General features: G+C 35.3%; 19 protein-coding genes, 1 rRNA gene and 1 other annotated feature. All 20 genes read left to right on the plus strand.

Translation table 11 applies throughout. From position 1 onward, the window contains the following. Positions 1-97: ribosomal RNA gene (gene rrf, locus ACFOZ1_RS15505) — 5S ribosomal RNA — on the plus strand; the annotation flags it as partial. 295 nt (positions 98-392) lie between these two features. Further along, entirely contained in the window at positions 393-6,224 is a 5,832-nt protein-coding gene (locus ACFOZ1_RS15510) for a pullulanase (RefSeq protein ID WP_390200742.1), read from the plus strand. Between the two features lie 553 nt (positions 6,225-6,777). After that, positions 6,778-7,431 (plus strand): MgtC/SapB family protein, encoded by a 654-nt coding sequence (locus tag ACFOZ1_RS15515; protein ID WP_390200888.1) that lies wholly within the window; start codon positions 6,778-6,780, stop codon positions 7,429-7,431. Positions 7,432-7,541: 110 nt separating this feature from the next. After that, the gene (locus ACFOZ1_RS15520; protein ID WP_390200743.1) at positions 7,542-8,006 is read left to right on the plus strand and encodes a CtsR family transcriptional regulator; all 465 of its coding nucleotides are present in this window, start codon (positions 7,542-7,544) and stop codon (positions 8,004-8,006) included. 13 nt (positions 8,007-8,019) lie between these two features. Continuing rightward, positions 8,020-8,559 carry a UvrB/UvrC motif-containing protein gene (locus ACFOZ1_RS15525; RefSeq protein WP_390200745.1) on the plus strand — a complete coding sequence of 180 codons (540 nt, stop codon included), beginning with the start codon at positions 8,020-8,022 and terminating at the stop codon, positions 8,557-8,559. Beyond that, positions 8,559-9,632, plus strand: coding sequence for a protein arginine kinase (locus ACFOZ1_RS15530; RefSeq protein WP_390200747.1), 1,074 nt, complete (start codon positions 8,559-8,561; stop codon positions 9,630-9,632). The genes ACFOZ1_RS15525 and ACFOZ1_RS15530 overlap by 1 nt, the downstream gene beginning before the upstream one ends. A 4-nt stretch (positions 9,633-9,636) precedes the next feature. Further along, a complete protein-coding gene (gene clpC, locus ACFOZ1_RS15535; protein WP_390200748.1) occupies positions 9,637-12,066 on the plus strand; it encodes an ATP-dependent protease ATP-binding subunit ClpC in 2,430 nt (809 codons plus the stop codon). 157 nt (positions 12,067-12,223) lie between these two features. Continuing rightward, positions 12,224-13,594, plus strand: coding sequence for a DNA repair protein RadA (gene radA, locus ACFOZ1_RS15540; RefSeq protein ID WP_390200750.1), 1,371 nt, complete (start codon positions 12,224-12,226; stop codon positions 13,592-13,594). Positions 13,595-13,650: 56 nt separating this feature from the next. After that, positions 13,651-14,748 (plus strand): PIN/TRAM domain-containing protein, encoded by a 1,098-nt coding sequence (locus ACFOZ1_RS15545; RefSeq protein WP_390200751.1) that lies wholly within the window; start codon positions 13,651-13,653, stop codon positions 14,746-14,748. 107 nt (positions 14,749-14,855) lie between these two features. Beyond that, positions 14,856-15,554 (plus strand): 2-C-methyl-D-erythritol 4-phosphate cytidylyltransferase, encoded by a 699-nt coding sequence (gene ispD, locus ACFOZ1_RS15550; RefSeq protein WP_390200753.1) that lies wholly within the window; start codon positions 14,856-14,858, stop codon positions 15,552-15,554. 1 nt (position 15,555) lies between these two features. After that, positions 15,556-16,032, plus strand: coding sequence for a 2-C-methyl-D-erythritol 2,4-cyclodiphosphate synthase (gene ispF / locus ACFOZ1_RS15555; RefSeq protein ID WP_390200754.1), 477 nt, complete (start codon positions 15,556-15,558; stop codon positions 16,030-16,032). Between the two features lie 81 nt (positions 16,033-16,113). Beyond that, the gene (gene gltX / locus ACFOZ1_RS15560) at positions 16,114-17,580 is read left to right on the plus strand and encodes a glutamate--tRNA ligase (RefSeq protein ID WP_390200755.1); all 1,467 of its coding nucleotides are present in this window, start codon (positions 16,114-16,116) and stop codon (positions 17,578-17,580) included. A gap of 42 nt (positions 17,581-17,622) precedes the next feature. Next, positions 17,623-17,848, plus strand: a binding site (T-box leader). Positions 17,849-17,919: 71 nt separating this feature from the next. Beyond that, positions 17,920-18,579 (plus strand): serine O-acetyltransferase, encoded by a 660-nt coding sequence (gene cysE, locus ACFOZ1_RS15565; protein WP_390200756.1) that lies wholly within the window; start codon positions 17,920-17,922, stop codon positions 18,577-18,579. Further along, positions 18,569-19,966, plus strand: a complete 1,398-nt coding sequence (gene cysS / locus ACFOZ1_RS15570) for a cysteine--tRNA ligase (RefSeq protein ID WP_390200758.1) — start codon at positions 18,569-18,571, stop codon at positions 19,964-19,966. The genes cysE and cysS overlap by 11 nt, the downstream gene beginning before the upstream one ends. A gap of 2 nt (positions 19,967-19,968) precedes the next feature. Then, positions 19,969-20,391, plus strand: a complete 423-nt coding sequence (locus tag ACFOZ1_RS15575) for a Mini-ribonuclease 3 (protein ID WP_390200759.1) — start codon at positions 19,969-19,971, stop codon at positions 20,389-20,391. Continuing rightward, positions 20,366-21,115 carry a 23S rRNA (guanosine(2251)-2'-O)-methyltransferase RlmB gene (gene rlmB, locus ACFOZ1_RS15580; protein WP_390200761.1) on the plus strand — a complete coding sequence of 250 codons (750 nt, stop codon included), beginning with the start codon at positions 20,366-20,368 and terminating at the stop codon, positions 21,113-21,115. The genes ACFOZ1_RS15575 and rlmB overlap by 26 nt, the downstream gene beginning before the upstream one ends. Then, the gene (locus tag ACFOZ1_RS15585; RefSeq protein ID WP_390200762.1) at positions 21,115-21,624 is read left to right on the plus strand and encodes an NYN domain-containing protein; all 510 of its coding nucleotides are present in this window, start codon (positions 21,115-21,117) and stop codon (positions 21,622-21,624) included. The genes rlmB and ACFOZ1_RS15585 overlap by 1 nt, the downstream gene beginning before the upstream one ends. Before the next feature lie 105 nt (positions 21,625-21,729). Next, positions 21,730-22,377 carry an RNA polymerase sporulation sigma factor SigH gene (gene sigH / locus ACFOZ1_RS15590; protein ID WP_390200890.1) on the plus strand — a complete coding sequence of 216 codons (648 nt, stop codon included), beginning with the start codon at positions 21,730-21,732 and terminating at the stop codon, positions 22,375-22,377. Positions 22,378-22,447: 70 nt separating this feature from the next. After that, positions 22,448-22,594 (plus strand): 50S ribosomal protein L33, encoded by a 147-nt coding sequence (gene rpmG, locus ACFOZ1_RS15595; RefSeq protein WP_390200764.1) that lies wholly within the window; start codon positions 22,448-22,450, stop codon positions 22,592-22,594. Positions 22,595-22,630: 36 nt separating this feature from the next. Then, complete coding sequence (gene secE / locus ACFOZ1_RS15600) at positions 22,631-22,810, plus strand: preprotein translocase subunit SecE (protein WP_390200765.1); 180 nt, start codon at positions 22,631-22,633, stop codon at positions 22,808-22,810. The last annotated feature ends 21 nt before the right edge of the window (positions 22,811-22,831 follow it).

Here is a 22,831-nt window from a genome sequence, read left to right on the forward strand (position 1 = left end):
AGGTCACACCTGTTCCCATGCCGAACACAGTAGTTAAGCTCTCCAGCGCCTATGGTAGTTGGGGCCTTGCCCCTGCGAGAGTTGGACGTTGCCAGGCAATTATAAAGGACTTATCTTAGTTAGTATACTAGGATAGGTCTTTTTTTTACTAATAAATTTAATAAGCAATAATGAGTAGATGCAATAGAATTAATACAAATAAATATAAAAATTAAACGAAACAAGATAAAAATGATTGCGCTTTCAAATGTAATATATTATATTAGGGTTAAGGAAAACGATTGCACTATATACATAATATTAAAAATCATAAATTATAAATATCAATGTGCAAACGATTTCTCTTAAAATTGTAACGCATTTGTTACACAAATTAAAAGGAGGAGAAATAGTTGAACAATCAAAAAGTTCAAAAATGTTTGTCTGTAGTAATGATTTTATTATTAGTGTTTAGTCTGTTTACAACAATTGTCCCACATAATAATGTTCGAGCAAGTAATAGTCAGGAAATAGAAGAAGAAAACTTAAGAATTCATTATGATAATAATACTGTTGATGTAAATGAAATAGGTGTCTGGTTATGGGGGGATGTTGCGAATCCTTCTGATCAACAAGGAGAATGGCCAAATGGCACATGGTTTAATGAAGAATATATAGACAGTTATGGAGCATATGTTGATATAGAATTATCAAAAGAGGCAAAAGCAATTAGTCTATTAATCGTGAATCGAGATGGGGAGAAAGTTACTAAAGACATTACTATTGATATATTGGATCCCATGATGAAAGAAGTATGGATTTCTCATACAGGTGAAGTATATTATTATCAACCAGAGAATATTGGAAGTAACAAATTACGAATCCACTATAAGAAAGAAGATACTAATTATGAACCTTGGGGAATTTGGTCATGGGGAAATGTATTAGAAGAACCCAAAGAATGGCCTACAGATGCGATTCCCTTTTCTAATAATCAAATAGGAAAGTATGGAGCATATGTAGATCTTTTATTAAAGGATGAATTAGGTTCTTTAGGCTTTTTACTCGTTAATCGTTCTGATGGTACACAAACTAGTGATATGACATTTTCAGATTTTAAAAGTCATCAACAAATTTTTGTTAAAGAGGGGTCTAATGAAGTATATACAAATCCATATTATGTGTCCGTGAAAGATTCCGAAGAAAATACAGAGGAACATGAAGGTCAATATGATATTAGCTTAGAAGGTAATGTGAATCGAGAGCTGTCGTATAATGACCATGCTTTATTGGAAGTAGCTATTACAAACAATTCTGACAAAGAAATTAAGGAAATATATGCGGATACTACAGCGCTTGGCGGGAGTGAACGATTATCTATTTCACCGCAATTGAATAAAGTGACAGTATCTGTGAATGAAACGATTCAACCTGGAGAAAAAATCATTCCTGTTACAGCTGTTGATGAAGAAGGTGGAATATATACATCAGAGGTATCTGTAACTGTTGCAGAGAACCTCACAGAAAATAAGATTGATTGGGATGAATCTGTTATATACTTTATGTTAACAGATAGATTTAATGATGGTGATATACGAAATAATGATCCATATGAATTAAATTATCAATCATATGACAACGAAAGAGGTACGTATCAAGGTGGAGATTTCAAAGGTGTAATTGATAAATTAGATTACTTAGAAGAATTAGGCATCAATACAATTTGGATTACACCAATTGTTGAAAATATAGGCCATGATGTGAATTATAATGCTGAAGAAGGTTCTTATTTTGGATATCATGGCTATTGGGCGAAAGATTTTGAAAAATTAAATCCGCATTTAGGCACATTAGATGAATTTCATCAGCTGATAGATTTGGCAGCAGAAAAAGGTATTAAAATAATGGTAGATGTGGTTTTGAATCACGCAGGTTATGGACTAAAAGGTGAGCAGGTAGATATTCCAGGCTATCCAACAGAAGAAGATATCCTTCGCTTTAATGGTATGTTGAGACAGCAATCGGGTTCTGGTGATGAGAAAATGGAGTTATCTGGATTACCTGACTTTGAAACAGAAAATAAAACTGTTCGGGATCAGTTAGTTACATGGCAAACAAACTGGATAGAAAAGACAAAGACAGCGAAAGGTAATTCAATTGCTTATTATAGAGTAGATACGGTCAAACATGTCGATAAGGTTACATGGCAACATTTTCGGAATCAATTAACATTAAAGAAACCAGATTTCCAATTGATTGGAGAAGCATGGGGAGCAGGGCCATCAAATCACCAAGGATATCTACAATCAGGTACAATGGATTCTTTATTAGATTTTGAGTTTAAGAATATTGCAAAACTATTGGTAGATGGCAAGATAGAACAAGTTACCCAATCACTCCAAGAGCGAAATGAGTTTATTCAATCAAACCGAATGTTAGGACAGTTTTTGAGTAGTCATGATGAAGATGGATTTTTATATAAGTTAAATGGTAATCAAGATAAATTTAAAATTGCAGCATCATTGCAAATGACTTCTAAAGGTCAACCGGTGATTTATTATGGAGAGGAATTAGCTCAATCAGGTGCTAATAATTGGCCTCAATATGATAATAGATACAATATGCCATGGGACGATGTAGAGAATAATGACATGCTCGTACATTATAAAAAGTTATTGGCATTTCGTGAGCAACACTCTGATATTTTGGCTAAAGGTAATTATCAAAAAATTGCAGGTTCTGATAATGAACAGTTTTTATTGTACGAAAGAGAATGGAACAATGACCAAGTTTATGTTGGGTTAAATATAGCAAATGAAGCCAGACAATTACAACTAACTGTAAGTCAGGCAAATACGGAAATAATAAATCAATATAATGATGAGACATATGCGGCAACAGCAAATGAAAATGGAGAATTTGTTATCAAAGTAGAGTTACCTTCTATTGATAATGGTGGTACAGCATTATTGCATGTTAGTAATGGAGAGATAACGTCTGTACAGGCAAATGAAGAAGAACCAACGATTGAAGAAATTCCAAAAGGACATTTACGTGTTCATTTCGAACAAAGTAGTCAATCATATGAAGAATTGGGATTATGGACTTGGAAAGATGTGAAAGAACCTTCGGAAACAACTGGTAGCTGGCCAGATGCAGCATCAAAATTTCATGCACAAAATGTCACTTCATTCGGTAGGTATGTAGATGTGCCATTAATTGAGAATGCAAGGGAAATTGGATTATTGATTAATAATCGTAATGGGGAAAACGTGTCAGGTGATCTGAATATAACATTGCTATCAAATAAGATGAATCAAATTTGGATTACAAAAGATTATAAAGTATATCTATATGAGCCTTTATCAGAATCAAATAAATTGCGGATTAACTTTTATCAAGATGAAGGTTCCTACAATGAATTTGGTGTATGGACATGGGGTGATGTGAAACAACCAACAGAAAATTGGCCTGTAGGTGCTCATTATTTTTCAGATGAAATGATGGGATACAATGGTTCATATACAGATATCGCATTAGCTGATAGTGCCAAACAGGTTCACTTTCTTATATTAAACAAAGATACTGCTTGGCAAACGGAGGATTTTAGTTTTAGTGATATAAATAATCATACACAAATATTTATTAGAAAAGGTGATGATAGCATCTATACGAATCCATATTTTATACGAGAAGAAGGGTTGATGAGTGCAGATATCCTATCATCTGAAAAAATAGAACTTACTTACTCTTCCATTGAAGGTTTAACAGAAGAAGCCATTAAGGAAAATGTAGAAATAATCGATAGTGAAGGGCGAGGAGTACCATTTAATAAAGTGACAATTGAAAGAGAAAATAACGTTGTTCTACTACACGGTACCTTTTCATTAAATAATTCGCCATTCACCATTAAACATGATGAGCGGGAAGTAACTGCAACGATTGGTTGGAGATTAAAGGATGAATTATATAGTTATGAAGGGGAGTTAGGTTTAACATTACACGACAAAGCATCTGCTACATTGAAATTATGGGCTCCTAGTGCGGATCATGTATCTGTTATACTTTATGACAAAAAAGATCAAACAAAAATGGTGAAGAATGATATTATGATGAAACAGCAAGATAGAGGGGTTTGGCAAGTAGAGTTGAACGAGTCAAATACAGGGTTACAAGATATAAGAGGGTACTACTATCATTTTGCAGTCGAGAGAGATGGAGAAACAGTACTTGCATTGGATCCATATGCAAAATCGATGGCTGCTTGGAACAGTAATGACCCTAACCAAGAAGTGGGTAAAGCAGCAATAGTAAATCCAAGTGAGATTGGTCCATCATTAACATATGCATCTATTGACGGATTTGATAAACGTGAAGATGCTATTATCTATGAAGTTCATGTTCGTGACTTTACATCAGATCCATCGATAGAAGAAGAACTATCTCATCGATTTGGCACATTTACATCATTTATAGAAAAACTTGATTATATTAAGGATTTGGGTGTCACACATATACAATTATTACCTGTTATGAGTTATTATTTTGCTGATGAGCTATCAAGTGATGAACGACTATTAGAGTATTCATCAACAGAAAACAACTATAACTGGGGATATGACCCACATAGCTATTTTTCCTTAACAGGTATGTATTCAGAAAATCCGAATGATCCAGCAAAAAGAATAGAAGAGTTCAAATTACTGATTGAGGAAATTCACAAACGAGGAATGGGTGTCATACTAGATGTAGTGTATAATCATACTGCTAAAGTAGACATTTTAGAAAATATTGAACCGAACTATTATCATTTTATGGATGCTGATGGTACACCTCGTGAAAGTTTTGGTGGTGGTAGATTAGGTACAACACATAAAATGTCTAGAAAGTTACTTGTTGATTCTATTCTGTATTGGGTAGATGAATTTAAAGTGGATGGCTTCCGTTTCGATATGATGGGAGATCATGATTCGGAAACAATTCAAATGGCATATGACAAAGCAAAGGAATTGAATCCCCATGTTCTAATGATTGGAGAGGGTTGGAGAACTTTTACTGGAGATGAGAAGTATCCATCTGTCCAATCTGCAGATCAAGATTGGATGCAATATACGAATAGTGTAGCTTCATTCTCAGATGAATTTCGAAATGAACTTAAATCAGGCTTTGGTAGTGAGGGAGAACCGCGATTTTTAACTGGCGGAGCTAGGAATATCCAGACAATATTCAATAATTTAACAGCGAAACCAGGTAATTTTATTACAGATGATCCAGGTGATGTCGTACCATATATTGCTGCACACGATAACTTAACATTACATGATGTAATTGCACAATCTATCAAGAAGGATCCAAAAATACATGCCGAAGAAATTCATCAACGAATCCGATTAGGTAATCTAATGGTTCTAACCGCACAAGGAACACCATTTATTCATGCAGGGCAGGAGTTTGGAAGAACAAAACAATTTAGGGATGAAGAGTATAGACAAGAAGTAGAGGAAGCTCCATATAAATCAACATTGCTAACAGATGAGAATAATCAACCATTTGAGTATCCTTACTTTATTCATGATTCCTATGATTCTTCTGATGCAATTAATATGTTTGATTGGGAGAAAGCTACAAATTCCAGTAAGTATCCTATTCATACAACGACAAGAGCTTATACAAAAGGATTAATCGAATTGCGTCGATCCACAGATGTTTTTCGTTTAGGAACAATGGAAGAAGTTGATAAATATGTCTCACTTATTAATGCGGAGGAAATGAAAGAATCAGATTTGATTATAGGTTATTCACTTGTCTCACCGACAACAGGAGATACGTATTATGTATTTGTAAATGCAGATCAAAAGGAGAGGACATTTACAATAGAAAATGATTTAACAAAAGGATCAGTACTTGTTGACAATATTACTGCTGGGATTACACCAATAAAAAATCCAGCAGGTGTATCCATAACGAGTAACACAGTAAATGTAGCTCCACTTTCTGCAGCTGTGATTCATGTTGCAAATAGTAAGCAAAGTAGTGAATCCCCAATAAATGAGAATGAAGAAAATACAGGGAATGACTTGGTAAATGAAGAGATATCGGAGAATATTGGGGAAAATAAACCAAATCAAGAAGAGAATCAATTACCCAATACAACGACAACGATGTTTCGCTTTATACTGATAGGAGCGGTTTTGTTAATAAGTGCATTAGGTATTTTTATAATAAATAGACGACGAATGTATTAAAGAAAAAGAGTATTGGCGATTTATGCTAATACTCTTTTTTTAAATGCAAGAGGAATGATGTGTAGAATATAAGTGGCACCCATATCATACTGCAAAGTAGAGCGGGTACATGAGGATGACATATCCACAAGGCTATCCACACGAATTATAGTTCGTGTGGATAACTAACAGGGACTATTTTCTCAATTTAAAAAGAGTATAGAATGTATCGGTGCGACGCATATAATTGTTAATAGGACAAGGTCTATATTTGATAGCAGTGTAATGTTATTAGTAGTTCTATTATTGAGCGGAGAGTCCTTATATAAGTATAATTTTAGAATATTGAAAAAGTTATTAACATGAACTATAGTTCGTGTGGATAACTTTTTAGATGTATATTCAGTAGCTATTTATCAAGGGAGGGAAGGGGGAAAATGTACTGTACTCAATAAAAATAAATAACTTTATCTAATATGCAATATAATGTATGTAGAATGGGTATACATTAGATATAGAAAGAGGAGGAATAGTAGTGTTACAGTCATTTTTTGATACGGATTTTATCGATTCGATGATAAAACTTGTTATTGCATTAACATTATCTGGATTAATCGGATTGGAAAGAGAGTTAAATCGGCACTTTGCAGGGTTACGCACACATATACTAGTTGGTGTAAGTGCATGTTTAATGATGCTCTTATCTGTAAATGGTTTTACATATTTTATGGAGAATTATGATAATGTTCGATTTGATCCTGCAAGAATTCCTTCATATGTTATATCTGGCGTTGGTTTTTTAGGTGCTGGAACTATTTTAATAAGTGGAAGAACCATACGTGGGCTGACGACAGCAGCATCGATCTGGTCTGTTGCAGGGTTAGGACTAGTCATAGGTATTGGCATGTATAAAGAGGCGATATTTACGACAATAATCATATTAATAAGCCTAGTTCTATTGAACAAAGTAGAGAAAATAATTAATAGTAAACAACACAATATCTCGTTTGAAATCAATTTAGCAAAAGAGAACAATCCAGGAGACTTTCTCGCGCAACTACAATCATTCCCAATGGAAATTAGAGAGTATGATGTGATTAGCAATGAGGATGGGCGAAAGAAAATCAAAATGTATGTGGAAGTAAAGCAACGAAAAAAACAACTTAACTTACATGAATGGTTACTGAATCAACAAGGTGTAGAAAAAATAAAAATGAAATTTAAATAATGTTTGTAAATAAATGAAAAAGGTAATAATAGTCAAGAACAATATTGTTGCAACAATTGAGTAATCATATATAATAATAATATAGTCAAAGTCAGAAGGGGGAGGGGAAATTGCGGAATATTTCAGATATTATTGAACAATATTTGAAAGAAGTGATGCAGCGTAACCAAGCCAGAATTATTGAAATAAAGCGAAGTGAAATTGCAGATCGTTTTGAGTGTGTACCTTCTCAAATCAATTATGTAATTAATACTAGGTTTACATTAGAAAAGGGATATCTTGTAGAAAGTAAACGTGGCGGTGGCGGTTATATTCGAATTAGTCGAGTGACGAATCAAGACAAGGCCAAATTAATCGATGAGATTATTAGCATGATCCAGCCAAAAGTATCTCAACAAAAAGCTTGGAACATATTAGAACGATTGCTAGAGGAGAAATTGATTACAACAAGAGAAGCGAAATTAATGGTCGCTGCATTAGATAGAGATACATTATCATTTCCGTTACCATTAAGGGATGAAGTACGGACAAGAATCATGTCAGCAATGTTACATGCCTTAAAATACCATTTGTAGGGGGTGTAGTACAATGGAATGTCAAGAATGCAAAGAGAATCCAGCAACACTTCATTTTGCGCAAGTGATTAATGGAGAAAAAAATGAGATTCATGTCTGTCATAAGTGCGCAAAAGAAAAAGGTTATTTAATGCATGATGATGAATCCTATTCGTTACATCATTTACTGTCAGGGTTATTTCAATTTGACCATAATAAACTCAATCAAACTACAAAACAACCATCCTCGGACCTGAAACAATGTGATAAATGTGGGATGACATATGAGGAATTTGCAAGAATCGGTAAGTTTGGATGTACTAATTGTTATCATACATTTAAAGAACATTTGAACCCTATTTTTAGAAGAGTGCATAGTGGCAACACTGTGCATGATGGCAAAATTCCAAAACGAATAGGAAAGGACATTTCTAATCGTAAGCAAGTGAAGCAATTAAAGTGGAAGTTACAACAATTGATACAAGACGAGGCTTTTGAAGAGGCGGCTAAGATTCGTGATCAAATTAAAGAAAAGGAAAGAAACCTTCACCAAAATGGAGAGGGGGAAGTGTAATGGGTTTAGAACAATTCATTAATGAAGCAATAAGTCCATGGCTTAAAGAAGATGGTCCTGATAGTGATATTGTGATGAGTAGCCGAATACGATTGGCTCGTAATTTTGAACATTCTCCTTTTCCATTAATCGCAAATGAGGAGCATTTGGAAGGTATTCTATATTTCTTAGAAAAAGAGTATAATCAAAAAACTTTTTCTCAATATGAGCAATTGGAATTTGTCAAAATGGCAGATTTGAAGCAAATTGAAAAGCAAGTATTGGTAGAAAAGCATTTGATTAGCCCACACTTAGCTGACAAGTCCACATTTGGTGCAGCACTTATATCAAAAAATGAGCAAGTGTCCATCATGATTAATGAAGAAGACCATATTCGAATGCAATTATATTTTCCAGGATTTCAGTTAGATAGAGCACTAGAAGAAGCGTTTAAAATAGATGATTGGTTAGAAGAAAAGATTGATTATGCCTATGATGAAGAGCGAGGGTATTTAACAAGTTGTCCTACAAATGTAGGAACAGGATTACGTGCTTCTGTAATGATGCACTTGCCAGCATTAGCAATCACGAGGAAATTGAACCGTATGATTCCAGCAATTAATCAACTTGGCTTAGTCGTTCGAGGGATATATGGAGAAGGTAGCGAAGCATTAGGGAATCTTTTTCAGATTTCTAATCAAGTGACATTAGGTAGATCAGAAGTGGATATTATTGAAGACTTAACTAGTGTAGTAGAGAAATTAATTGAACAAGAACGGTATGCGAGAACATTACTGAAACAACAATCAGAATTAGAATTAGAAGATCGTATATTTAGGTCATATGGTGTGTTAAAGCATAGTCGTATTATCGAGTCAAAAGAAACAGCGAAATGTTTATCTGATGTAAGATTAGGTATCGACTTAGGGTATATTTGTACCATTCCAAAATCTATTTTAAATGAATTAATGGTTTTAACCCAACCAGCATTTTTACAACAATACGCAAAAAGAACATTAACACCACATGAGCGAGATGTTTTTCGTGCGTCATTGATTAGAGAACGATTCACTTTGGAGCAAAGGGAGGAATAGTAAAATGATGTTTGGACGATTTACAGAACGCGCGCAAAAGGTATTGGCATTATCGCAAGAAGAAGCGGTGCGATTAGGACATAACAATATCGGAACAGAACATATATTATTAGGTTTAGTAAGTGAAGGAGAAGGAATTGCAGCAAAGGCATTGCATGCAATTGGTTTAGGTGCTGAGAAGATTAGAGAAGAAGTAGAACAATTAATTGGCAAAGGAAACCAAGTATCACAGACGATTCACTATACACCACGAGCAAAAAAAGTCATTGAATTGTCTATGGATGAAGCTCGTAAATTAGGTCATTCTTATGTAGGGACAGAACATATTCTATTAGGCCTTATTCGAGAAGGAGAAGGTGTTGCAGCGCGTGTATTAAATAACTTGGGTGTTAGCTTGAACAAAGCACGTCAACAAGTATTACAATTGTTAGGTAGTACAGAAAATAATAGTTCAAATGGTAGTAGAACAAATCAAAATAATAATGCAGCTACACCTACATTAGATTCTCTTGCACGTGATTTAACAGCCATTGCAAAAGAAGGAAATATTGACCCAGTAATTGGTCGTAGCAAAGAGATTGAACGTGTAATTCAAGTACTTAGTCGAAGAACGAAAAACAATCCTGTATTAATTGGAGAGCCTGGTGTTGGTAAGACAGCAGTTGCAGAAGGATTAGCACAACAAATCGTACAAAATGAAGTGCCTGAAACATTACGTGATAAGCGTGTAATGACATTAGATATGGGTACAGTTGTTGCAGGTACGAAATACCGCGGGGAATTCGAAGACCGCTTGAAAAAAGTAATGGAAGAGATTCGCCAAGCAAATAATGTCATTCTATTTATTGATGAATTACACACATTAATTGGAGCAGGCGGAGCAGAAGGTGCTATTGACGCGTCTAATATACTGAAACCATCTCTAGCTAGAGGAGAGTTGCAATGTATTGGTGCGACTACATTAGATGAGTATCGCAAATATATTGAGAAAGATGCAGCATTAGAGCGTCGTTTTCAACCAATTCAAGTCGATGAACCATCAGTAGAGGAATCGATTCAAATTTTAAAAGGATTGCGTGATCGTTATGAAGCACACCACCGTGTAACAATCACAGATGATGCAATTGAAGCTGCAGCTAAGTTATCAGATCGCTATATCACAGACAGATTTTTGCCAGATAAGGCGATTGATTTAATCGATGAAGCGGCTTCAAAAGTAAGACTTCGCTCATATACGACACCACCTAATTTAAAAGAATTAGAGCAGAATTTAGAAGAAGTCAAAAAAGAAAAGGATGCAGCGGTACAAGGACAAGAATTTGAAAAAGCAGCTGCATTACGAGATCAAGAACAACAATTGCGTAAAGAATTAGAAGAAACAGAGTCTAAATGGAAAGAGAAACAAGGCCAAGAGAACTCTGAAGTTGTTGTAGAGGACATTGCAAGTGTTGTATCCATCTGGACAGGAGTGCCTGTATCCGCCCTTACAAAAGACGAGAGTGAGCGATTACTCCATATGGAAGATATTCTTCATAATCGTTTAATCGGTCAAGAGGAAGCTGTAAAAGCTGTTTCTAAGGCAATTCGTCGTGCGCGTGCAGGCTTAAAAGATCCAAAAAGACCAATTGGTTCCTTTATTTTCTTAGGTCCAACAGGTGTTGGGAAAACAGAATTAGCACGTGCATTAGCGGAATCCATGTTTGGTGATGAAGATGCAATGATTCGTATCGATATGTCAGAGTACATGGAGAAACATTCCACATCTAGATTAGTTGGTTCACCTCCAGGTTATGTTGGATATGAAGAAGGCGGCCAATTAACAGAGAAAGTAAGAAGAAAGCCTTATTCTGTTGTATTATTGGATGAAATTGAAAAGGCACACCCAGAAGTGTTTAACATCTTACTGCAAGTATTAGAGGATGGTCGCTTAACAGATTCAAAAGGCCGAACAGTAGATTTTAGAAATACTGTGCTAATTATGACTTCTAATGTTGGTGCAAGTGAATTGAAACGGAATAAGTACGTAGGCTTTAGTTTTGGAGAAGAAGAACAAAATTATAAAGATATGCGTGCAAAAGTTACAGCAGAATTAAAGAAAGCATTCCGTCCTGAATTTTTAAATAGAATTGATGAGACAATTGTATTCCATTCATTAGAGAAGAAACATATGAAATATATTGTCGAATTAATGGTGAAGGAATTACAAAAACGATTAATCGAACAAGAAATAGACTTCACTTTATCTGATAAGGCAATTGAGAAAATTGCGAATGAAGGATTTGATCCAGAATATGGCGCGAGACCATTGCGTCGTTCTATTCAAAAGAATGTCGAAGATCTATTGTCAGAAGAACTACTAAAAGAAACAATTAAAAAAGGTCAAAAGGTAAGTATTGACTTAGATGAAAAAGGAAATTTTGTTGTTGCATCATAAATAATGTGGAAGGAAAATCGGAAGGGTCTAAGCCTTCCGATTTTTGTCCTACATAATAATAGTTACACACTTTTTACATAGTAATTTAACTAAATTGATAGAACTCTGTAACTTTCATGCATTATCTATCGTATATAATAATAGGGGAGGGTATATTTTGGCTAAAAGAAAATCAAAGTTTGTTTGTCAATCATGCGGTTATGAGACACCAAAATGGATGGGTAGATGTCCAGGGTGTAATGAATGGAATACATTAGTGGAAGAGGTTGTCTCTACTGGTTCTAAACGGGGTAATTGGGCATCGTCTACTTCTGTTAAACATAAACCAGAGAGAATTAGCGAGATTCAATCAGTGGAAGAACCGAGAATTAGAACAAAAATGGGCGAATTAAATCGCGTATTAGGTGGCGGAATTGTTGCAGGTTCATTGGTTTTAATCGGTGGAGATCCGGGTATTGGTAAATCTACATTATTGTTACAAGTATCTAGTCAACTTGCACAAGATGGGTTAAATGTTTTATATATATCTGGTGAAGAATCGACAAGACAGACGAAATTAAGAGCGGACAGACTAAATGTACAAGCAGATCAATTATATGTATTGTCAGAAACCAATTTAGTAGAAATTGCAAACCAGATTGATGCAATTAAGCCGCAATTTGTTGTCATTGATTCTATCCAAACGATTTACAAAGAAGAAGTAACAAGTGCACCGGGAAGTGTATCACAAGTAAGAGAATGTACAAGTGAACTAATGAGGATTGCCAAAAGTAACAACATACCTATTTTTATCGTTGGACATGTGACAAAAGAAGGATCCATTGCAGGCCCAAGATTACTAGAACACATGGTAGATGCAGTACTATACTTTGAAGGAGAGAGACACCATACATTCCGAATCTTAAGAGGTGTGAAAAATCGTTTCGGTAGTACGAATGAAATGGGAATTTTTGAGATGAAGGAAGAAGGCCTTACAGAGGTACTGAATCCATCAGAAATCTTCTTAGAGGAGCGGTCACAAGGTGTAGCAGGATCAACCATTGTTGCATCTATGGAAGGAACGCGACCAGTGTTAGTGGAGATTCAAGCATTAATCTCACCGACTAGCTTTGGAAATCCGAGAAGAATGGCAACAGGTATTGATCATAATCGCGTACCATTGCTCATGGCAGTATTAGAAAAGCGTGTTGGCCTATTATTGCAAAATCAAGATGCGTATGTAAAGGTCGCTGGTGGTGTAAAATTAGACGAGCCTGCTATCGATTTAGCTATTGCCATAAGTATTGCATCAAGCTTTAGAGATCAAACACCACAAGCGGACGATGTTTTAATAGGTGAAGTTGGTTTGACCGGTGAGATTAGAAGAGTATCGCGAATTGACCAACGTGTGCAAGAAGCAGCAAAGTTAGGTTTTAAACGAGCGATTATACCAGCAAAGAATATGGATGGATGGACACCACCTAAGTCGATTGAATTGATAGGTGTGCATTCTGTACAAGAAGCGATTAAAGCAACATTAGGGCAATAATTATTTGTTTAATATGATGAAGACTTGGAAAGAATAGTTTATAGGAGGTGAATGTGGTGCTAAAACGATTTGTGCAACTATTTTTTATTATTGCAGGTGGTACCGCTGGATATTTATACATTCCAGATTTACTGGAGTTGTTAGGGTTTTTAGAAGGGACATGGCTAATGTCACATTATGTAGTCCCATATGTAGGTTTAGTATTAGGAGCAATTATCTTTTTTATTCTTTCATTGTGGTGTACAGACTATATTTTGAATTTCTTCAATTGGGTAGAAGAAAAGTTATTAAAAGCACCTGTAGCAGACTTACTATTTGGTAGTTTAGGTATTATTATTGGGTTAATTATTGCGTATTTCCTTAATGCGCCAATTCAAGCGATTGGAATTAAAGTATTATCACAAGTTGTCCCAATTTTCTTAAGTGTATTACTTGCTTATTTTGGCTTTACAGTTGGATTTAAACGAAGAGATGACTTCTTGAATTTATTCACATTGCCAAAAAAGGATAAGCGAAAAGCAACGACAGAAGAACAAATGGATATTCCGAAACCAAAAATTTTAGATACGAGTGTGATTATTGATGGAAGAATTGCGGATATTTGTCAAACAAGCTTTTTAGAAGGAACGATTATTATCCCGCAATTTGTGCTAGAAGAATTACAACATATCGCAGACTCTTCGGATGCATTGAAGCGAAATAGAGGTAGACGAGGATTGGATATCCTTAATCGAATTCAAAAGGACTTGCCAATCCGCGTAGAGATTTATGAAGGTGATTTTGAAGAAATCCATGAGGTAGACAGCAAATTAGTGAAGTTAGCAAAAGTAATGAATGGAATTGTTGTAACGAATGATTTCAACTTAAATAAAGTATGCGAATTTCAAAAAGTACCTGTGCTGAATATCAATGATTTAGCCAATGCAGTGAAACCAATTGTATTACCAGGCGAAGAGTTACTTGTTCAAGTTATTAAAGACGGTAAAGAACAGAACCAAGGTGTCGCTTATCTTGATGATGGAACAATGATTGTTGTTGAAGAAGGTAAGAATTATATTGGTAAGACAATTGATGTCGTGATCACAAGTGTATTGCAGACGTCTGCTGGTAGAATGATATTTGCAAAACCAAAATTGCTTGAAAAAGCCTTGTAAAAAGGGTATAACTTATAAAGGATAGAAGAAAAGTGATAACATATGAGTTATCACTTTTCTTTGCAATAAAAAAAGAATCGTTGGCGAGAGTTATTTGGGGTGTCTTCATGGTAAAATATAAAGTAATCGTCTTGGCTGCAGGGCAAGGTAAAAGAATGAATGTGGGAAAGAACAAGCAATTTATTCAATTAATTGATGAGCCATTGATTGTACATACTGTTCGGAATTTTGTAGAAGATGATTGGTGTGAATCCATTATCATTGTATTACATGAGCAAGATAAAGATGAAATGCTTAAATTATTTAATCAATATCCGTGGTGTAACCAACTAGAATTCGTAACTGGCGGAAAAGAAAGACAAGACAGTAGTTATTCAGGATTAATAAATATCCAAGCAAATCCAGAAGATGTTGTGATGATTCATGATGGAGCAAGGCCTTTTCTAAGATTGGATCATTTACATGAACTTGCAACTATAGCTAAACAAAAGCAAGCTGCATTATTAGCAGTGCAAGTAACAGATACGATAAAGCAAAAGACAGAAAAAGGATTACAAACATTAGATAGAGCTATGTTATGGGCTGCACAAACACCGCAAGCTTTTCAATATCAAACGATTAAAAAAGCACATCAACTAGCGAGAGAAGAAGAGTACTTTGGTACAGATGATGCCTCATTAGTAGAGAGATATGGAAAAGGTATACAAGTTCAAATAGTTGAAGGTAGTTATGAAAATGTGAAATTAACGACACCTGACGACATTTTACGAGCTGAAATGATTGTGAAAAAGAGAGGAGTGAAATAAAATGTTTCGAATAGGACAAGGATTTGATGTACATCAATTTGCAACAGATAGACCATGTATTATAGGCGGTATTACAATTCCATATGAAAAAGGTCTACTTGGGCACTCAGATGCAGATGTTTTGTTACATACGATTGCAGATGCATGTCTAGGTGCGATTAGTGAAGGGGATATCGGTAAGCATTTTCCTGATACAGATCCTCAATTTAAAGATGCGGATTCACAAATTCTTTTACAACATGTATGGAAAATGGTTGAAGAGAAAGGCTACAAATTAGGGAATCTAGATTGCACGATTATTGCACAAGCACCAAAAATGGCACCACACATTTCTAAGATTGTAGAGAATATTGCGCGGTTATTACAAGTAGATACAGACCAGATTAATGTCAAAGCAACCACAACTGAACAATTAGGATTTACCGGAAGAAAAGAAGGTATCGCAGCACAAGCGGTTGTTCTATTGATGAAGAAATAATAACAATTCTACTTTTTTAATGATAAAATAATAGTATATGTTCGTTTCTATGAGCGACAATTACGAAAGGGGTTTTTACAAGTGGCAAGTACTGTTCGTGTGCGCTATGCACCAAGTCCAACAGGTCATCTACATATTGGTAATGCAAGAACAGCATTATTCAATTACTTATATGCAAAACATTTAGGAGGTTCTTTTATCATTCGTACAGAAGATACGGACGACAAGAGAAATGTAGAAGGCGGAGAAGAAAGTCAATTAATGTTTTTAAAATGGTTAGGTTTGAAATGGGATGAAGGCGCAGATATCGGTGGAGAATATGGACCTTATCGTCAAACGGAGCGTCTAGATATTTATCAAAAGTATACAGATGAACTTTTAGAGCGTGGCTTAGCTTATAAATGTTACATGACAGAAGAAGAATTAGAACACGAGCGAGAAGAACAAAAAGCAAATGGACAAGTACCTAAATATTCAGGTGCGCACCGTGACCTAACGGAAGAACAGATTGCTGAGTTTGAAGCAGAAGGAAGAAAGCCTAGTATTCGTTTTAGAGTGCCTGAAAACAAAACATATACATTCCAAGATATTGTGAGAGATGAAATTACATTTGAATCAAGTGATTTTGGCGATTGGGTAATGGTGAAGAAAAATGGCATTCCGACATATAACTTTGCTGTAGCAATTGATGATCATCTAATGCAAATTAGTCATGTTCTTCGTGGAGAGGAGCACATCTCGAATACTCCTAAACAAATGATGGTATTTGAAGCATTTGGATGGGAACCGCCACAATATGGCCATATGACATTAATTTTAAATGAAAATCGTAAAAAGTTAAGTAAGCGTGATGAGCATATTCTACAGTTTATTGAACAATACAAAAACTTAGGATATTTACCTGAAGCGATGTTTAATTTCATCGCATTGTTAGGATGGTCACCAGTAGGCGAAGAAGAGATTTTCACACAATCTCAATTTATTGAAATGTTTGATCCTGCTCGCTTATCAACATCTCCAGCAATCTTTGACCAAGCAAAGTTGAAATGGATGAACAATCAATATATTAAGCAAGCATCATTGGATGAAGTCGTAGAATTAAGCTTACCTCATTTAATCAATGCAAATAAATTACCAGAACAATTAGATGCATCAAATAGAGAATGGGTTGTGAACTTAATTGGTCTTTATCATGATCAATTGTCATATGGTGCAGAGATTGTAGAATTAACAGATTTATTCTTTAAAGAAGAAATTGAATACAATGACGAAGCAATGGAAGTCTTAAAAGAAGAACAAGTTCCTGAGGTAATGAGCGTATTTCTACAACAATTTGAGCAAATTGAGGAACTCTCTCCAGAGGCAATTAAAGCAAGTATTAAAGCAACGCAAAAAGAGACAAAACAAAAAGGTAAGAAATTGTTTATGCCTATTCGTGTAGCAACAACAGGGCAAGTGCACGGACCAGAATTACCGAATGCGATTCATTTATTAGGGAAAGATGTCGTAAAGGCACGACTTAATCGTGTATTAAGCATAATCAATTAGTGACATTCTGCTCATAAGTCTATATAATAAATATAAATTCAATAATGAACGTGAAAAGAGGAGAAGTAAGTAATCGAGCGCTTTTACAGAGAATACCACCAATTGGCTGCGAGTGGTTAAAGCAATGGTTACTGAAATGCACCTTTTGAGTTATGCTCTGAAAGTCATGAAGTAAGAGTGTACGGCTAACGACCGTTATTCGTTCGAGTTGGAAGGATGTAAGTTAAATCCTTAAACAGAGTGGGACCGCGCTAAAAGCGTCTCTGTGTTTATGTAAACACGGAGACGTTTTTTTGTGTCTAGGAAATTACAGGTATTTGCAAAAAGGGGGATGTTTCGATGGGGTTTTTAAAAATATTTAAAGAAGATATTGACGTAGTTTTTGACCAAGACCCTGCAGCTAGAACATACATCGAGGTTTGTTTAACATATTCAGGATTGCATGCAATATGGGCACATCGAGTAGCACATGCTTTTTATCGAAAGAAATTCTTCTTTTTAGCAAGAGTGATCTCACAAATAAGTCGTTTCTTCACAGGAATTGAAATACATCCAGGCGCTAAAATAGGACGAAGATTTTTTATTGACCATGGAATGGGAGTTGTCATTGGAGAAACGTGTGAAATTGGTGATAATGTAACCATCTACCAAGGCGTAACATTAGGTGGAACTGGTAAAGAAAAAGGGAAGCGACATCCTACCATTAAGGATAATGCGCTTATCGCAACAGGTGCAAAAGTGTTAGGATCCATCACTATTGGAGAGAACTCTAAAATAGGTGCTGGTTCTGTTGTATTAAACGATGTACCAGATCAATCTACAGTTGTCGGTATTCCAGGGCGAGTAGTTATCCAGAATGGGGAAAAAGTAAGAAAAAATCTTGATCATCATAAATTACCTGATCCTATGTATGAATTACTTAAAAATATGCAGACAGAGATGGAGCAATTAAAGCAAGAATTATCAAAAGTTAGAGGAGTGAGAGACAATGACAATTAAAATATATAACACGATGAAGCGTCAAAAAGAACCGTTCGAATCAATTGAACCAAATAAAGTAAAAATGTATGTATGTGGACCAACTGTCTATAACTACATTCATATCGGAAATGCACGACCAGCGATTGTATTTGATACAGTAAGACGGTATTTTGAATATAAAGGGTATCAGGTGGACTATGTACTCAATTTTACAGATGTAGATGACAAATTGATTAAAGCGGCTAGAGAATTAGGTGAGGAAGTACCGTCTATTGCGAATCGATTTATTCAAGCGTACAAAGAAGATGTGAAAGCATTAGGTGTGAAAGAAGCAATCCACCACCCAAGAGTCACAGAAACGATGGATGATATTATTGCATTTATTCAAACACTTGTAGACAAGGGGCATGCATACGAGTCTGAAGGAGATGTGTATTTTAAGACAAGATCATTTAGAGAATATGGAAAGTTATCTCACCAATCAATTGATGAATTACGTTCAGGTGCTAGAATTCAAGTTGGTGAAAAGAAGGATGATCCATTAGATTTTGTACTATGGAAGCAGGCTAAAAGCGGAGAGATTTCTTGGGATTCGCCATGGGGAGAAGGACGTCCTGGTTGGCATATTGAATGTTCAGCAATGGCGAAGAGATATCTAGGTGATACAATCGATATCCATGCAGGTGGTCAAGATTTAACATTCCCGCACCATGAGAATGAAATTGCACAATCTGAAGCAGCAAATGGAACCTCTTTTGCAAACTATTGGATGCATAATGGTTATATTAATATAGACAATGAAAAAATGTCAAAATCACTTGGTAACTTTGTCTTAGCGCACGATTTAATTCAACAGCATGATCCGAAAGTACTCCGTTTCTTTATGTTAAGTGTGCATTATCGTAATCCAATTAACTTTAGCGATTCTTTATTAGAAAGTGCAAAAAATAGTTTTGATCGAATTGAAAATGTATTAACAAATTTAAAGCATCGCAAAGAAACAAGCATGAATTTAACAACAGATACTGCAAGTTGGCATGAAAAAATTGCGAATGCAAAAATCGCGTTTGAGAAAGAAATGGATGATGATTTTAACACTGCGAATGCAATTGCAGTTATTTTTGATTTAGTAAAAGAAGCGAACACGTATTTGAATGAGAAACAAACACATACGGATGTCATTAATGAATTTGAGCAAACGCTCATTGCATTTTTGCAAATTTTAGGCATTACTCTTGAAGATGAAGCGTTACTTGACGAAGAAATCGAACAGTTGATTGAAGAAAGACTTACAGCAAGAAAGAACCGTGATTTTGCACGTGCGGACGAAATTAGAGATGAATTAAAACAACGTAACATTATTTTAGAAGACACACCACAAGGAACGAGATGGAAACGAGGATAGGTATGGATAAGCCAAGCGAGTTAAAAAGTCTAGCACTAGCGTATATCGGGGATGCGGTATACGAAATGCATATTCGGGAATATCTAATTAAATTAGGAAATGTGAAAGTACAACAATTGCATCAACAAGCAGTGACGTATGTCAAAGCAACAGCTCAAGCACAAGTTATTCAACAGTGGCTTAGTGAAAAGCATTTAACAAGTGAAGAAGAAGCAGTTGTTAGAAGGGGGAGGAATGCGAAGTCTGGTTCCATCCCTAAAAATACAAGTGTACAAGCATACAAGTATAGTACTGCATTTGAGGCATTACTCGGGTTTTTATATTTAGATCATCAAACAGAACGCTTAACAGAACTAATGGATACGGCGATAACGATAACAGAGAAGGGAGATGGTGGAAATGGCACAAGAGTGGATAGTAGGTAAAAATACAGTATTAGAAGTATTACAATCGGGAAGGTCTGTAGAAAAAGTTTATTTATTAGACAATTTAAATCCGCAATTAGCGAACAAAATACAAGCAATGGCAAAGGAAGCGAACTCAATTGTTCAACGTGTTCCGAAGAAGCGGTTAGATCAATTGGTAGAAGGTAACAATCATCAAGGAATTGCAGCATTAGTAGCCGCATATGAGTACAGTACATTAGATAATCTATTCTCTATCGCAGAACAAAGAGGAGAGCCACCATTCTTCTTGATTTTGGATGAAATTGAGGATCCACATAATTTAGGATCTATCCTAAGAACAGCAGATGCTACGGGAGCACATGGTGTCATTATTCCAAAAAGAAGAGCGGTAGGCTTAACAGCAACTGTCGCGAAGACTTCTGTCGGTGCAATTGAACACATTCCTGTTGTTAGAGTGACGAATATTGCCCAAACGTTGGATGAACTAAAAGAAAAACAAGTATGGATTGTTGGTACAGAGTTACATGCTACAGAAGATTATCGTGAATTAGATGGTACATTGCCATTAGCATTGGTTATTGGAAATGAAGGAAAAGGAATCAGTCGATTAGTAAAGAAAAAGTGTGATTGGACGATTACACTACCAATGAAAGGGCATGTTTCCTCACTAAATGCATCTGTTGCTGCTAGCATTCTAATGTATGAGGTATATCGCAAAAGGTATCCGATTGGTGAGAAATAATGGATGTATTATTAGTAGATGGTTACAACATGATTGGCGCATGGGAAGAGTTACAAATACTAAAGGATAAAGATTTAGACAAAGCAAGACAAATACTAGTCGAAAAGATGGCTGAATATCAAGCCTATCGAAAAAGGCGAGTGATTGTTGTATTTGATGCATACGAAGTAAGAGGAGTAGAGAATAGATATAAATCTTACCGAGTAGAAGTAATTTTTACTAAAGAAAATGAGACAGCAGATCAATGTATTGAAAGGCTAGTCAAAGAATTAAAAAATGTAAGAACAAAAGTATTTGTAGCAACATCAGATTATACGGAACAACGCACGATTTTCGCCCAAGGTGCGTTCCGTATGTCTGCAAGAGAATTAGATATTGAGTTAAAAAATATCGAAAAAGAAATTAATCAAGATATTATACAACATAAAGAACAAAAAATTCGTAGTAAAATCCCATTAAATGATGACGTGTTAGAAAAATTTGAAAGATGGCGTCGTGGAAATAAATAGAAATAGTGGTTGACTATGCTAAAGCGCTTCCGTTATAATATTGCTATTATTAGTCTTGTTCCACTATTATTTGGCATTCTGCTAGAGGGAGTCCTGATTAAGACAATGCACACAGTAAATAATGATTTGGATTTTCAGTTGTTGGGAGATCAAGAGATAATTTTACTTATTCAAGATGGGGACACGAATGCATTGGACTATTTAATACAGAAATATAGAACTTTTGTCCGTGCAAAGGCAAAATCATATTTTCTTGTGGGGGCAGACGACGAAGATATTTTTCAAGAAGGGATGATTGGCTTATATAAAGCAATCCGGGATTTCCGTAAAGACAAACAATCTTCGTTTAAAGCATTTGCAGAGTTATGTATCACACGACAAATTATAACCGCCGTCAAAACAGCAACAAGGCAAAAACACATGCCTCTAAATTCCTATGTATCATTGGACAAGCCTTTATATGAAGAAGGTTCAGAAAGAAGTACATTGTTAGACGTATTAGAGGCGACTATAGCCATGGATCCGCAAGAATTGGTCATTAATAGAGAGAAATATGGCGATATGGAATATAAGTTATCAGAAGTGTTGAGTAGATTAGAACGAGAAGTATTGTTGTTGTACTTAGAAGGAAAGACATATCAAGAGATTTCTATGGAATTGAATCGACATGCCAAATCGATTGATAATGCCTTACAAAGAGTAAAGAAGAAATTAGAGAAATATTTAGAAGATAGTGATATCCTTATTTCATAAGTCGAAATAACTAATTGAATCGTTGACACGTATGGGGAAACCATGCTACATTAATAAGGGTGAATAAATAATGGGGAAAAAGATTATTCTCGCGTGCGAGGTTTGTTATAATCGGAATTACAGTACAGAAAAAAATAGTTTACAAGACACGAGAATGGAAGTAAAGAAATTTTGCAAACAATGTAATAGACATACCATTCATCGAGAAACAAAGTAGTTTATACCTGTGTAGAACAGTTTGGAGGTACCAATCGTGAATCCAGTAACTTTTTTGAAAAATGTCAATCGTGAAATGAAGAAAGTTTCGTGGCCTAAAGGACGTGAATTAACTCGTTACACTATTACTGTAATCGTTACAGTTGCGTTTGTTGCATTGTTTTTTGCGCTTATCGATCTAGGGATTACACAATTATTAAATCTAGTAGTTGAATAAATCGTTTTTATATATGTTATA

This window comes from Gracilibacillus marinus (assembly GCF_042651725.1).
Classification (GTDB): domain Bacteria; phylum Bacillota; class Bacilli; order Bacillales; family Amphibacillaceae; genus Gracilibacillus; species Gracilibacillus marinus.

Bases quoted from the DNA above. Each gene is read 5' to 3' on its own strand.
- ACFOZ1_RS15515 (WP_390200888.1), top strand. From the start codon at position 6,778: ATGATAAAACTTGTTATTGCATTAACATTATCTGGATTAATCGGATTG.
- ACFOZ1_RS15525 (WP_390200745.1), top strand. From the start codon at position 8,020: ATGGAATGTCAAGAATGCAAAGAGAATCCAGCAACACTTCATTTTGCG.
- ACFOZ1_RS15530 (WP_390200747.1), top strand. From the start codon at position 8,559: ATGGGTTTAGAACAATTCATTAATGAAGCAATAAGTCCATGGCTTAAA.
- clpC (WP_390200748.1), top strand. From the start codon at position 9,637: ATGATGTTTGGACGATTTACAGAACGCGCGCAAAAGGTATTGGCATTA.
- ispD (WP_390200753.1), top strand. From the start codon at position 14,856: ATGGTAAAATATAAAGTAATCGTCTTGGCTGCAGGGCAAGGTAAAAGA.
- ispF (WP_390200754.1), top strand. From the start codon at position 15,556: ATGTTTCGAATAGGACAAGGATTTGATGTACATCAATTTGCAACAGAT.
- cysE (WP_390200756.1), top strand. From the start codon at position 17,920: ATGGGGTTTTTAAAAATATTTAAAGAAGATATTGACGTAGTTTTTGAC.
- cysS (WP_390200758.1), top strand. From the start codon at position 18,569: ATGACAATTAAAATATATAACACGATGAAGCGTCAAAAAGAACCGTTC.
- ACFOZ1_RS15575 (WP_390200759.1), top strand. From the start codon at position 19,969: ATGGATAAGCCAAGCGAGTTAAAAAGTCTAGCACTAGCGTATATCGGG.
- rlmB (WP_390200761.1), top strand. From the start codon at position 20,366: ATGGCACAAGAGTGGATAGTAGGTAAAAATACAGTATTAGAAGTATTA.
- ACFOZ1_RS15585 (WP_390200762.1), top strand. From the start codon at position 21,115: ATGGATGTATTATTAGTAGATGGTTACAACATGATTGGCGCATGGGAA.
- sigH (WP_390200890.1), top strand. From the start codon at position 21,730: ATGCACACAGTAAATAATGATTTGGATTTTCAGTTGTTGGGAGATCAA.
- rpmG (WP_390200764.1), top strand. From the start codon at position 22,448: ATGGGGAAAAAGATTATTCTCGCGTGCGAGGTTTGTTATAATCGGAAT.